This window comes from Peristeroidobacter agariperforans (assembly GCF_004138335.1).
Lineage (GTDB): Bacteria > Pseudomonadota > Gammaproteobacteria > Steroidobacterales > Steroidobacteraceae > Steroidobacter > Steroidobacter agariperforans.
The window spans coordinates 105,278-118,262 of record NZ_RYFW01000006.1; the positions used below are offsets into that span (position 1 = coordinate 105,278).

Genomic DNA, 12,985 nt, shown 5'->3' on the forward strand with positions numbered 1-12,985 from the left:
GTTTGAGTTCAGTTGCGATATTCGCAGCGACCGAAGTCTTGCACGATGACGTCCCGTTCGCTGGCGACCACCCGGAATGACGCGTCACCGGCACCGATGTTCCAGACGTCCACTCGCAATGTCTCACCGGGATAGACGGGACTGGTGAAGCGTGTGGCGAGTTGTAACAGCCGCGACGGATCGTCGCCGCACAGCGTCTTGATCAAGACGCGCCCCGCCATGCCGTAGTGACACAGCCCGTGCAGGATGGGCCGGTTGAAGCCGGCAATCGCTGCGATCTCCGGATCGCTGTGCAAAGGGTTGTAGTCGCCCGATAATCGATAGATCAGCGCCTGATTGCGCGGGCTCTTGATCGTGATGGAGTGATCCGCAGCACGGTCGGCCGGAACTGCCCTAGGCTTCGGTGCGCCTTCGCTCTTGCCGCCAAAGCCGCCGTCGCCGCGCAGGAACGCCACGTTGCCCATGGTGGCCAACAGATCGCCGGTGGCGCTATCGAAGAGTTTGCGCGTCATGTACAGGATCGCGCCCTTCGCCTGGCCCTTGTCGTAGATCTCATCGATGGTGAATTCGCCCTGCACCGTTCCCTCGGTGGGCAAGGGCTTGTGCACGGTGAGCGTCTGTTCGGCGTGCAGCAACATTTTGTAGTTGATGCCGAACGCCGGATCGGCCAGCAGCATCGGCGCGGTCGCCAGTGTCACCGCCTGCATCGGCAGAGCGACCAACGATTTCTCGTAGACGTATTTGAGATCGCTCGCGTCAGTCGGATCCTCCGCGCCCACGCCCAGCCCGAGCGCATACAGCATCGTGTCGCGCCGGGTGTAGGTGTGGCGCAGGGGCTCGAACTGCATGCTCTTCAGCTTGGCATAGTCGATCGGCATGGTCGCTCCGTAACGCAAGGTTCGCTGTTCGTCGGGATTGTCACCGAAACATTCCAGCGGCGCCATGACTGCCGCTGCGACTCCACATAACTTTTGGTGCCAGCTTGCAGAAATCTGAAACGTTGGCGTAGCATCGGCTCCGCGCATGTGACTGGCGTAGATGGAACAACCATCGGGAAGCATGCGTGCAGGGGCCCTCCCTGCCGCGGCCGCTCGCCTGGGCAACAAGTCCACCCATCACTGGAGCGCCGCTATGCAGATCTCATTCGACTTGCTGCGATCGTCCGATCCCGATGTTTTTGATGCCGTGCTCGGCGAAGAACGCCGCCAGCGCGAAGGGCTCGAACTGATTCCGTCCGAGAACTACGCCTTCCCCGAGGTTTACGCCACCAACGGCTCGGTATTCGCCAATAAATACGCCGAAGGCTATCCGGGGCGCCGCTATTACGGCGGGCAGCAATTCACCGACCGCATCGAGTCGCTCGCCATCGAGCGCGCCAAACGTTTGTTTCGCGCCGAGCATGCGAATGTGCAGCCGCTCAGCGGCTCACCGATGAACCAAGCGGTTTATTTTGCCTGCCTCACGCCAGGAGACACTGTGCTGGCGATGGATCTTTCGCACGGCGGCCACCTCACACACGGTGCTCCCGTGTCCTGCATGGGGCGCATTTTCAATTTCGTTCGTTATAAAACGGTTGGGGCCGATGGCCACATCGACTACGACGCCGTGCTCGAGACGGCACGCCAGGTGAAGCCGAAGATCGTGCTCTGCGGTCACTCATCTTATCCGCGTGAGATCGACTACTCGCGCTTCCGGGCGATTGGGGATGCCGTGGGTGCGTTGTGTATGGCGGACGTATCGCACGTCGGCGGCTTGATTGCCGGCGGCGCTCTGGCGAATCCGCTCGACGCTGGTTTCGATATCGTCACGACGACGACGCACAAGTCGCTACGAGGCCCACGGGGAGGAATGATTCTGAGCAACGCATCGCTTGCGCAGAAGATCGACTCGGCGGTGTTCCCTGGCATGCAGGGTGGCCCGCACATGAATGCCGTTGCGGGCATCGCTGTGACGTTGAAGCTCGCTGCTGAGCCCGCGTTCAAGGCTTATGCGGCGCAGGTGGTGAGGAACGCTCGCGTGTTGGCCGAAGAGCTGGTCAGTCACGGCTGCACGCTCATCACCGGGGGCACGGAGAATCATCTGATCGTCATCAACACGCTGCAGTCTTTCGACATCGATGGCCGCGTCGCGGAAACAGCGCTCGATCTCGCGGGGCTCACGGTGAACAAACAAGTGATACCGGACGACCCGCGTCCGCCGCTGAAGCCTAGTGGCATTCGGTTGGGGACGCCGGCGCTGACGACGCGAGGGATGAAGGAGCCGCAGATGAAACAAGTCGCGGCGTGGATGGTGAAGGCGCTTCGTTCTCCGCGGGATGAAGCAGCGCTTCGCGCCATTCACGAAGAAGTGCGGGAGCTGTGCAAGGGGTTTCCGGTTCCCGGGTTATAGCGCTATCTCGTTGGCTGCCTAACGGCGGAGCTTCGCGCATTCGCTTCGCGTTGCGCGCAGCCCGTCGGCAGAGCTGGGGCGTAGGTGGGGGTCTCGGGAAACTCGCGAGCGTCTTCACTGTCGCTGTAGAGTCCTCGATGGTTGCCGCACGATTTGGTCAGTGGTTGCGGCACTTGCGGTGTCGCTCGCTGCGCGCTAACGCGCTGCGAGCTGCAACGCGTGTCGTCATCGGTACTGCGAACGTGCAACGGCTTGCTCGAATGGCGGCGGCGGTACAGTCACCGTGGTTGCGAACTTCCCGAGACCCCCACCTTTCCCCAGCTCGAAGATGCGCGACTCGATGCCTCCGGGCGCCGGCGGCGGCTGAACGTGCTCGAGCCAGCTGATTGGCGCAATTCGAGCTCAACTGGTTGGCGCAATCCTCTGACCGCTTTCGGCGTCGAAGAAATGCAGGCGTTCCGGCATCACCTGCAAGGTGATCGTCGAGCCGAGCGGTGGCAGGTGATATGGCGACGATCTAACGATGATTCGCCACGCGCCGACGCTCGCGTGAATGAACGCTTCGTTGCCCACGGTCTCGATTAGATCCACCAACACGGCCAAGCGAATATTCCCTGGCGGGCTCGCGCCGTCGATTCGTTGCAAATCCTCGGGCCGAATGCCAACGACGATGGTCTTCCCCGCCGGCAGCCCGGGAGGAACGGCGAGCTCCGCGCCCTCACCATTCAATACGTTTCCGGCGCTATTTAGCGACCCACGAAAGAAATTCATCGCGGGATTGCCGAGGAAGCCGGCGACGAACAGATTCACTGGCCGCTCGTAAATATTCATCGGCGTGTCGATCTGCTGCACGATGCCTCGATCCAGCACCACGATGCGTTGGCCGAGCGTCATGGCTTCGACCTGATCGTGCGTCACATAGACCATCGTCGTCTGCAACGAGCGGTGCAACCGCGCAATTTCAGTCCGCATCGCCGAGCGCAACTTCGCATCCAGATTCGACAGCGGCTCGTCCAAGAGAAATACTTTTGGATGGCGCACCAACGCACGCCCGAGCGCAACGCGCTGCCGCTGGCCGCCGGACAACTGTTTGGGCAAGCGATCGAGCATGGTTTCCAGCTCGAGCCGGTCGGCCGCATCCTTGACCCGCTCCGCGACCTCGGCATCCGAATGGCCGCGCAGCTTCAAGCCGAATCCGAGGTTCTCGCGCACGGTCATGTGCGGATAAAGGGCATAGCTCTGAAAGACCATGGCGATGTCCCGATCGCGCGGCTCGAGATTCGTCACATCGACATCGCCGATATGGATGCTGCCGGCGGTCGCCTCTTCCAGCCCGGCAATCAGCCGCAGCAGCGTGCTTTTGCCGCAGCCGGAGGGGCCGACCAGCACGAGCAGCTCGCCATCGGCGATATCGAACGAGGCGCTGTCGACGCCGACATGGCCGTTGCTGTAAACCTTACGTACGGCTTTTAGTTTTACCGCTGCCACGCTCGCCCGCGCTCCTTTAAGCTAGTGCGATGATCAAACCCGCTCCCATTCTCTTTCCCAAGGACTTTCTTTGGGGCTGCGCCACCTCGGCGTACCAGATCGAAGGCTCGCCGCTCGCCGACGGCGCGGGACCGAGTGTGTGGCACCGCTTCTCGCACACGCCCGGGCGTGTGCAGGACGGCGACACCGGCGATGTTACCTGCGATCACTATCGCCGTTGGGAAAGCGACGTCGATCTGATGCACTCGCTGGGCTTGAACTCGTATCGCTTCAGCATCGCCTGGGGCCGCGTCCTGCCCGACGGCGTCGGTCGCATCAACGCCGCCGGCCTGGATTTCTACGAGCGCCTGGTCGACAGACTCCTGTCGCGCGGCATTCAACCCATGGTGACATTGTTTCATTGGGACCTGCCGGCGGCACTGGACGATCGCGGAGGCTGGCTGAATCGCGATATTCCGCACTGGTTCGCCGAGTACGCCGACGTGATGTTTCGACGGCTCGACGATCGGGTCAACTACTGGACCACGTTGAACGAGCCGTGGGTGGTGGCTGATGGCGGCTACATGCACGGGGTGTTGGCGCCGGGTCATCGCAACATCTTCGAAGCGCCGCGGGCCGCGCATCATCTCATGATGGCGCATGGCGCAGCGGTACAGGCTTACCGTGCGACGGGGCGCAACAAGATCGGCTTGGTCGTGAACATCGAGCCCAAATATCCAGCGTCGCAATCCGACGCGGACTGCGCAGCGACGCGGCGCGCTGAAGCGTATATGAACCGGCACTATCTCGAGCCTGCCCTGCTCGGCTCGTATCCCGAAGAGTTGCACGAAGTGTTCGGCGACGCCTGGCCCCAATGGCCCGCCGCCGATCTCAGATTGATCAAGCAGCCGCTCGATTACATCGGCGTGAACTACTACACCCGCGCCGTGGTGCGCTCCGATCCCACTGCGTGGCCGTTGAAGTCCACGACGGTGAAACAAAAACAGCACACGCACATGGAGACCGGCTGGGAAGTGTATCCCCAAGGCCTCGTCGACACGTTGCTGTGGATCAAGGACAAGTACGGCAATCCGCCGGTCTACATCACCGAGAACGGCGCTTGTTTCTTCGATCCGCCGCAAGTTGAAGGGCCGGTGCTGGAAGATCCCTTGCGTGTCGACTACTTGCGCAAGCACATCACCGCCGTCCACACAGCGATGCAGCGCGGGGCGGACATCCGCGGCTATTTTGCCTGGTCGCTGTTCGACAACTTCGAATGGGCCTTTGGCTTCTCCAAGCGCTTCGGCATCGTGCACATGAATTACGAGACGTTGAAACGCACGCTCAAGAGCAGCGCGCACTTCTACTCGAAGGTGATCGCCAGCAACGGCGCGGCGCTGTCGGAGTAGCTTCCTCATCGTGGGAAGACGATGGTGAACGGCAGCTCGTTGACGCGCAGGTCGGTGCCCAGCCAGCGGCCGAAGCCCTTTTGAATCGAATGATTCTTGGGCGGCGCCTCGCCGGGCCATGAAACCGCGATGCCGCCGACCGGCATTTGCTTCAGCGGCTCGATGTGCAGCGTGCCCTTGCCGTCCTCGATCTTCAACGAGTAGCTGAGCGGGCCGAACGGGGTGCGCAGGTTACGCACCGCGAAACCTTCCTTCCTGGTCCAGGCTTCCGGGATCCCGGCCATCAGCACCAATGTCTCATCCGCCTGGCGCTCGTACGCAAACATATCCAGCAGCGAGCGCCCGTAGTCGGAGGCGACCCAGCCGTGCGGCATGTCGCCGATGAAGCGGCTCTTGCGGGGCTCACGGCCGACGACTTCGGCCCACTGATTCCATTCGCTGGGGCGCCGGTCGTTCATGAAAAACTCGATCAGATCCTGGCCCCGATCGCGCCAACGCAGGCGAATGAATGCGCCCAGGTTGCGCCATTCGTACGGCGTGTAGGCGTCCCAGGTGGTATCGGTTTTGCGCTCGACGAAGTGTTTCCAGTAGCGCTCGAAAGTGGCGTGCAGCTCGTTCGGCGGCAGCATCTGGGTCTCGCCCACCGGCGCCAGGGCAATCGTCGTCGAGGTCGCGTCGAAATCGCCCAGCTCCGCCGCGCCCGGCAGATAGTCGATCTTGTGGGTGCGCATGGCGATGTTGAGCGAGCGATACAGATCCGAGCGGAACTGATCGCGCGACTCGATGAATGCATACATCTGTTTCTTTTCTTTCAGCGTCCGGGCAATGCGGATCGACGCCTCGTAGCCGCCCAGGGCCCAGAAGTTGTCCCAGTACGAGTGCATGGGCTTGGCCGAGTAACCCTCGTGACTGATGGACGCGGGCATCAGCCCGTAAAACGCGGCGCGATCGCCCTTCTGGTTCTCTGGCGTTCGCTCCGAGAGACGCAGCTTGTCCATGTACTCGACCGCTTTGACCACCGCGGGCCACATGGAGCGCAGCAGTTGCTCGTCGCCCGTGTAGCGGTAGATCTCATCGATCAGGAACAGGAATTCGCCGCCGCTGTCGTTCTCCGGCACCGGATCGGCGCCGCGACGATCGACGCAGCACGGCACCTTGCCGTTCGCGAATTGATAAGGTGCGTACCAGGCGAGGAATTCCTTCGCGACCTCCTCATGGCCCATGCGCAGGAGCATTTCGGACGTCATCGCGCCATCGCGGATCCAGGAGCGCTCGTACGAGCGCGAGCCGGGCTGGATGGCCGGACCATCTCGGTTGATGAGCACGTGAGCGAGCGCGGTCCGCAGCGTGTCGTACAGTTTCTGATCCGCGTCCGGCAGCACTAGCTCGACACGATTCAACTTGTCGCGCCACTGCTGCTCGACCTCTGTCTTGGTCATCGGCGATTGAGAGCTCGTCGCAAGCTGCTGCTGCCGAGCGCCGATGCTGCCCTCGCCTCGCGGCGCGCCCGCGTGCTGCGGCAGGTCCAGAATGATTTGCTGGCTCTCCCCCGCCGCCAGATCGAGCGTGTAGAGCAACGCGCCCGACGCGAAACCGCTCTCATCGGTGATCTTCGTCGGACCACTGGGAGCCGCAAGCCATTCGCACGGCGTGTCCGCCGCCAACGTCACCGCACGGAATGATTTAGGCGGTGTTCGTGGGAACACACTTGCGACGTTATCGACGCTCACCGCGCCGTCTTCGAACGCCAGCTCTTCGATGGGGCTGACGCCACCTGGCGTATTTAGGAACTGCGCCGGAGGATTCACTTGAAATGGCCGCACCGCCAATGCCAGCGTGTACTGCCGACGGCTCTTGGTCGGATTGCGAACCGTGTACAGCGCCTCGGTGCGCCCCTTGCCCGGCTCACCGACGCTATAGGCGGTCGTCGTCACCATGACATCGGAGTGTTTCCATTCCACCGACGGAATGGGCAGATAGTTATCCGCCAGTGAATGCCGAATCGACATGTCCGCCCAGGTGAGCCACTTGTCGCGCACGCGGACAAACGGCTCGATGGAGAAGCTGCCCTTGCGCACCTCGAGCGCGCCGTCCTCCGACAGCATGCTCTCTTCGGTATCGCCGTCGACACCGATGATGGTCCAATACGTTTGCTCGTTCGAATATGCCCGCGGATAGCAGCCGCGTCGTGCATCCTTCGCCAGGGACTCGATGAACGCATTCGGCGAGGCGCCGAATTGCAGATCGCGTACGTGCAGCTCGGAGATGCCGACCGCACGGCCGGGCTTCGGCATGGTCAGGCGAATGAATCTGGCTTCCGATTCGGGCAGCAAGTGCGAGTCACGACCGCCGTTACCAGCTTCGATGCTGCGGACCTTGTGCCAGGCCTTGCCGTCGCTCGACAGCTCAATGGTGTACCGCTGCGCGTACAGCTGCGTCAACCAATCGATCTCCAGGCCGCCGAATTCCTGCACTGCCTGCAGATCGAGCTGTAACGTTTGATCGTTGCCGCTCGCGTCGCTTTGCCAGGCCGTACGCGCCTGCCCGTCAAGAACCCGCGCGGCGCCGTTACTGCCTTCTTGGGATGAGGCGGTGACGGTGGGCTTGGCGACTTGCGAAGGTTTCTGCAAAGGCTTGATCGCCAGCCGATCGAACCACAAGCTGCCCTGGCCACCGTCCTGGCCGGCGGCGACGACGAACTCCAATCCAGCAAACGATTTGAGCGTGCGATCGTTCGTGGGTCCCCAGGCGAACTCGATCTGGCGTCGTTTGATGCGGATCTGCTGCCACTCGCCGCTCACTTGAAAGTTCGGGCGCCGAAACCACCAGACGTTATCGCCCGACGCATCGACGAACTTCATCTCGAAATGGTTGCGCCCTGCCTCGCCGCGCATCCAGAACGAGATCTCATAGTCTTCGGGGAGATCGACCGGCAATTTGCGCGTCGCGGCGGCATAGCCGGCGGTGTTGTTGAGATTGAACTCCAACACCAGCGCGTTGCCCTGGACACCTTTCGCGTTGTGCACGGAGGCGTCGACGCCGTCGGACGCCAATGATTTCCACTCGGCCGCGTTTTCCATCTCGTCGAGATGACGGATCTGCAGCTGTGGGGCCTGCTCCGCAGCCCGTACGAGCACCGGCAACAACAGCAGCAACGCCCAGCGCAGCGCCTTCATCCCTTCACGCTCCCCGCCAGGATGCCGGCGATGTAGTACCGCTGCAGCGCCAGGAACAGCGCGAGCACCGGCAAGACCGTGATCACCGCGCCCGCCATCATCAATTCGTTGTCCTGCACGTGTTCGCGAGACAGCCCGGCCAGCGCGACCGGCAGTGTGTGCAGCTTCTGATCGGTCAGCACGATCAGCGGCCACATGAAGTCATTCCACGTCGCGAGGAAGGTGAGAATCGCGAGCGTCACCAGGATCGGCTGCAGTAGCGGCACGACCAGCGACCAGAAGATTTTCCCTTCGCTCGCGCCATCGATTCTCGCCGCCTCGAGCAACTCATCGGGCAGCGACAACGCATATTGGCGGATGAGGAAGATGCCGAACACGCTGGCAAGCGACGGCACGATCACGCCGCCGTACGTGCTGATCAGCCCCATCTCCTTCACCAACGCAAACAGCGGAATCATCGTGACCTGCGCCGGAATCACCAGCGCGCCGAGCAGCGTCTGAAAAATGCGCTCGCGGCCTTTGAATCTGAGCTTGGCGAACGCGTAGCCCGCCATCGTGTTGAGCACCAGTGCGATCACCGTCGCCAGGCTCGCGACGATCGCGCTGTTCAACATGTAGCGACCGGCATTGTGGTTGGCGAACAGCTGTCGATAGTTGTCCAACGTCGGCTCTGCCGGCAGCAACGGTGGCGGATAGCTGCTCGCGGCGCCCGTTGGCATGAACGAGACCGAGAGCATCCACAACAGCGGAAATGCCGTCAGCACCGCACCGATGATGAGCAGCAGATTGACGACGACGGCCGGCCCCCTGCGCTTCATCGATCGCCTCGCTGCCGCCCGAGGCGCAACTGAAACGCCGTCACCAGGAACATCAGCACGAACAACAGGAACGCGACGGCCGAGGCGCGACCCAGGCTCCACCACTTGAAGCCCTCTTCGTACATGAAGTAGAGCACGCTCAGCGTACTCTGCAACGGCCCGCCTTCGGTCATCACATAGGGCTCGGCGAACAGCTGGAAATACCCAGTCATGGTGAGGATGCTGACCAGCAACAGCACCGGCGCGATGCCCGGGATCGTGATGTGACGAAACACTTGCCAGCCAGACGCCCCGTCGATGCGCGCCGCCTCGTAAAGATCCTCGGGAATGTTCTGCAGCGCCGCCAGCAGGATGATCATGTTGTAACCAAAGTTCTTCCACACCGCCAGGATGACGATCGCCGGCATGGCCCAGTGCGGATCGCCCATCCAGTCGATCGGATCGATGCCCAGACCGCTCAGGCCGTAGTTCAAGAATCCATAGCGGGTGTGAAAGATGTAGCGCCACACGACCGCCACGGCCACCAGCGTGGTGACGACCGGTGCGAAGTAGACGGTGCGAAAGAAACTGCGGAATCGTCCCAGCTTGGAATTGACCAACAACGCCGCACCCAGCGACGCGCCGATCGACAGCGGTACGCCGAGCACGACGAAATACAACGTATTCCACAACGATTTCCAGAACAGCGGGTCCTGCAACAACGTCGCATAGTTGTGCAAGCCGATGAATCGCAGATTGCGCCAATCGCTCAGCGCATACAGATCGAAGTCCGTCAGGCTCATCAGCAGCGCGCCGATCACCGGCACAAAAAAGAACACGCCCAGCACGATCAGCGCCGGCCCGACGAACCACCACGCCGCCATCGAGCGCTTCACGTCGCACCTGGCAACGTATTGCGCTCGAGCATCCAGCGCCGCTTGGCGAGGATCTCATCGGTCTTGCGATCCAGCGCGACGACCGCCTCGTCAACCGTTTGCACCCGCTGCACGACTCGCTCGCCCGCGAGGCGCATCTCGGTGGCAATACGCTCCCACTCAGGCACCTTCGGCGGTGAGCGCACTCGATCCAGTTGCTCGAGAAAGGCGCGCGCATAAGGTGACTCGACGAGGGTCGGCATTTGCCACGAACTGCGCCGCGACGGCATGTCGCCCGTCAGATCGTAGAAGCGCTGCTGAGTGGACGGGCGCGACAAATACTCGGCGAGCAGCCACGCTTCCGGCTTCACTTGCGATGTCTTGAACACAACCAGGCTCGATCCGCCGGCACTGGAAACACCTGGCCCGTCCGGCCCGGGCATGGTCGCTGTCATCCACTCGTTCTGCACTGCCGGCGGCAGTCGCCGCTTGAACTCAGCGATATTCCACGGCCCGGAGATGTAGAACGAGAAGAAACCCCGCCCGAACTCATCCCACACATTCGAGATCTGAGTGTTCGTCATGCGTGGCGCCCAGCCGCGATCGAACAGGCTGGCGTAGAAAGAAAGCGCCTTCCGGAAATCCTCGCTACGAAAATTGCCGTAGCGCCCCTCCTCACGCAGCAACTCTGCGGGCAGCTGCAGTCCCAGCACCAGCAGCGGCTCGAATTCATTCACAGGCAACAGCACCGAGTAGCGATCCGGCCCGACGAGCTTCTTGATCGCTGCCAGCATCTCGCTCCACTGATCCCAGGTCTGCGGCGGCTCGTCGAAGCCGGCCTGTCGCAGCAGGTCGCGACGGTAATAGAGCAAGCGCGTGTCGACGTACCAGGGAATGCCGAACAAAGTCTCATCGATCCGGTTCGACGCCAGGATGCCCTCGAAATAATCATCGAGCTGCACTTCCTTGGATGCCGCGACATAGCTGTCCAGCGGCTCCAACGCGTCGAGCGCCGCGAACTCCGGGATCCAGGTGTTACCGAGCTGACAAAGATCCGGCAGCGTCTCGCCAGCATATGCAGTGAGCAACTTCTCGTGCGCGACGGTGAACGGCATCTTTTGGACGTTCACGCTGATCTCGGGATGCTCCTGCTCGAATCCGCGAATCAGCTCGGCGGCGATGTCGCCCTCCCGGCCCGCGCCCCAGAACGTGATCTCTTTCTTGTTGCTCGCACGGCCGCATCCAGCAAGCGCCAGTGCCGCGCCAGAGAGCGCGACAATCGCCTCCCGACGATTCATCCCTGCGGCGAATGGCATCGAAGCCATAGAGCGGCTCAAGAGCTGGGTTGCGATGGCGCGGGCTTATCGAGCCAGCCGCCCGTGAAGCCTGCCCGCTGCAGTCCCCGGCGGATGTGCGGATTGTTCTGCATGACGCTCCAGATCAAGCCGCTGCGATAGTTCTCGATCATGGCGACGATGGGCCCCTGGTCGATGCCCAGATAGTCATCGGCGATCCAGCCGATCCCTTCGACGATCCGGCCGTGGCGCAATGGCACATCGGAGAACGTAAAACTCGGGTTCACCGAATCCAGGAATCCATACTTCTGATACAAATGCTCCCCGAAACGCGCGCGGAACGCGCGAATCGCCGGGATCGCGATCTCCGGCGCGAAGGCGATCGAAGCGACGGATGCGGTCGGGGCGATCGTGCCATCGTCGAGGATATGAATCGACGCGGTGCTGCGAGCCGCGTACGTGAAGAAGCCGCGCTCTTCATTGTTATAGATCTGCACCGTATCCGCCGGGCCATCGCACGCGGTCAGGCCCCAGATTTCGCTGTCGTAGCCGCGCCAGCGCATCGGGTTGGTTCGCGCGTATTCGCGCTGAGCGTACGAAGCACGCCGGCTGTTCTCGAAATAGTCGTAGCCCTTTTCGCGATTCCACGCATCCATGATGCCGCGGAAGTCGATCCACACGTGCGAGTACTGGTGGCCGAAGTGCGGGCCGAACGAAAGGAATTCCTGGCCATTGAACTTGCCGTACGTGTCTTTGTACGTGCGCATCCATTCGGTCCACGCTTCGGGCTCGATCGGGTGCGTGGGCGAGCCGAGCGCGAGGATGTACATCAACATGCCTTCGTTGTAGCCCCGCCAATCGAAGCGCAGGAAGCCGCTCTCCGGGCGCCAGCCGTGCGAAAGAATCGGCGGCCGGTTCTGCGCCCATTGCCAGTCGACGCGGGAGTAGATTTTCTCCGCCAGCTCGCGAATCTCGCGCTCGGACCGGCTGTCCTGATCGAAATAGCTTTGCGACAGCAACACGCCGCCGAGCAGCAGCGCGGTATCGACGGTCGACAGCTCCGACGTGCCGAAGCGCTGGCCGTTGTGCATGTGGACGAAGTGGTAGAAAAAACCCTTGTAGCCGCCCATGCCGGTTTCATCCGGTCCCTGCGGCATCGACTCGAGGAATCGCAACGTGCGCAACGTGCGTAAGCGCGCCTGCGAGCGCGACACGAAGCCCCGCTCCGCTCCAACCACGTAAGCCGTGAGCGCAAAGCCCACCGCCGCCGTGCTCGCGAACGAGGGCGATGGGAAGCGATCAGGCGCGAGACCGTTTTGCTTGTTGGTCGTGTCCCAGAAGAAGCGGAACGTGCGGCGCTGCAGATTGTTGATGACCGGATCGCCATCGCGCTCCGGATCGAACACTCGCGAGCGCTCCACCACGACTCCCGGCACCTTGGATTTAGCTCTCGGCTCCGCGGCGCCGGCGACGCCTACGAACAGCGCCGCCGCGAGGAGCCAAAGTAGCCGTGGCCAGGAGAAGGAGTCATGCAACCTCATCGTGTACGAATGCCATGGTGTTCCAAGACGAAGATAC

9 protein-coding genes and 1 riboswitch are annotated in these 12,985 nt (G+C 62.1%); of the genes, 2 read left to right on the forward strand and 7 right to left on the reverse strand.

Features of this window, described 5'->3' with window-relative positions; translation table 11 throughout:
• Positions 1 to 8: 8 nt before the first annotated feature.
• Entirely contained in the window at positions 9 to 944 is a 936-nt protein-coding gene (locus EK373_RS29720; protein ID WP_232831386.1) for a MaoC/PaaZ C-terminal domain-containing protein, read from the reverse strand.
• 71 nt (positions 945 to 1,015) lie between these two features.
• Positions 1,016 to 1,108: riboswitch (ZMP/ZTP riboswitch) on the forward strand.
• A 23-nt stretch (positions 1,109 to 1,131) separates the two neighbouring features.
• Between EK373_RS29720 and EK373_RS29725 the strand changes: the two genes are divergently transcribed.
• Positions 1,132 to 2,388, forward strand: a complete 1,257-nt coding sequence (locus tag EK373_RS29725; protein ID WP_129648737.1) for a serine hydroxymethyltransferase — start codon at positions 1,132 to 1,134, stop codon at positions 2,386 to 2,388.
• Positions 2,389 to 2,790: 402 nt separating this feature from the next.
• Here the strand turns inward: EK373_RS29725 and EK373_RS29730 are convergent, their stop codons facing one another.
• A complete protein-coding gene (locus tag EK373_RS29730; RefSeq protein WP_129648739.1) occupies positions 2,791 to 3,876 on the reverse strand; it encodes an ABC transporter ATP-binding protein in 1,086 nt (361 codons plus the stop codon).
• A gap of 29 nt (positions 3,877 to 3,905) precedes the next feature.
• Here EK373_RS29730 and EK373_RS29735 point away from each other — a divergent pair, with 29 nt between their 5' ends.
• Complete coding sequence (locus EK373_RS29735) at positions 3,906 to 5,264, forward strand: GH1 family beta-glucosidase (protein WP_129648741.1); 1,359 nt, start codon at positions 3,906 to 3,908, stop codon at positions 5,262 to 5,264.
• Between the two features lie 5 nt (positions 5,265 to 5,269).
• On the opposite strand, the gene EK373_RS29740 is transcribed toward EK373_RS29735, so the two are convergent.
• The 5 genes from EK373_RS29740 to EK373_RS29760 are packed head-to-tail and all read right to left on the reverse strand — an operon-like array spanning position 5,270 to position 12,948.
• Positions 5,270 to 8,440 (reverse strand): discoidin domain-containing protein, encoded by a 3,171-nt coding sequence (locus EK373_RS29740; RefSeq protein ID WP_129648743.1) that lies wholly within the window; start codon positions 8,438 to 8,440, stop codon positions 5,270 to 5,272.
• The gene (locus EK373_RS29745) at positions 8,437 to 9,258 is read right to left on the reverse strand and encodes a carbohydrate ABC transporter permease (RefSeq protein WP_129648745.1); all 822 of its coding nucleotides are present in this window, start codon (positions 9,256 to 9,258) and stop codon (positions 8,437 to 8,439) included. Before EK373_RS29745 ends, EK373_RS29740 begins: the two co-directional genes overlap by 4 nt.
• Positions 9,255 to 10,121, reverse strand: coding sequence for a carbohydrate ABC transporter permease (locus tag EK373_RS29750; RefSeq protein WP_407676228.1), 867 nt, complete (start codon positions 10,119 to 10,121; stop codon positions 9,255 to 9,257). The genes EK373_RS29745 and EK373_RS29750 overlap by 4 nt, the downstream gene beginning before the upstream one ends.
• Before the next feature lie 8 nt (positions 10,122 to 10,129).
• Positions 10,130 to 11,428, reverse strand: a complete 1,299-nt coding sequence (locus EK373_RS29755; protein WP_407676229.1) for a sugar ABC transporter substrate-binding protein — start codon at positions 11,426 to 11,428, stop codon at positions 10,130 to 10,132.
• 17 nt (positions 11,429 to 11,445) lie between these two features.
• Positions 11,446 to 12,948, reverse strand: a complete 1,503-nt coding sequence (locus tag EK373_RS29760) for a glucoamylase family protein (RefSeq protein WP_129648749.1) — start codon at positions 12,946 to 12,948, stop codon at positions 11,446 to 11,448.
• Positions 12,949 to 12,985: the final 37 nt, after the last annotated feature.

What these genes read in the sequence shown, in the direction of transcription:
- EK373_RS29760 (WP_129648749.1), bottom strand. Translation starts at nt 12,948, where the DNA reads ATGAGGTTGCATGACTCCTTCTCCTGGCCACGGCTACTTTGGCTCCTC.
- EK373_RS29755 (WP_407676229.1), bottom strand. Translation starts at nt 11,428, where the DNA reads ATGCCATTCGCCGCAGGGATGAATCGTCGGGAGGCGATTGTCGCGCTC.
- EK373_RS29750 (WP_407676228.1), bottom strand. Translation starts at nt 10,121, where the DNA reads ATGGCGGCGTGGTGGTTCGTCGGGCCGGCGCTGATCGTGCTGGGCGTG.
- EK373_RS29720 (WP_232831386.1), bottom strand. Translation starts at nt 944, where the DNA reads ATGGCGCCGCTGGAATGTTTCGGTGACAATCCCGACGAACAGCGAACC.
- EK373_RS29740 (WP_129648743.1), bottom strand. Translation starts at nt 8,440, where the DNA reads ATGAAGGCGCTGCGCTGGGCGTTGCTGCTGTTGTTGCCGGTGCTCGTA.
- EK373_RS29745 (WP_129648745.1), bottom strand. Translation starts at nt 9,258, where the DNA reads ATGAAGCGCAGGGGGCCGGCCGTCGTCGTCAATCTGCTGCTCATCATC.
- EK373_RS29725 (WP_129648737.1), top strand. Translation starts at nt 1,132, where the DNA reads ATGCAGATCTCATTCGACTTGCTGCGATCGTCCGATCCCGATGTTTTT.
- EK373_RS29735 (WP_129648741.1), top strand. Translation starts at nt 3,906, where the DNA reads ATGATCAAACCCGCTCCCATTCTCTTTCCCAAGGACTTTCTTTGGGGC.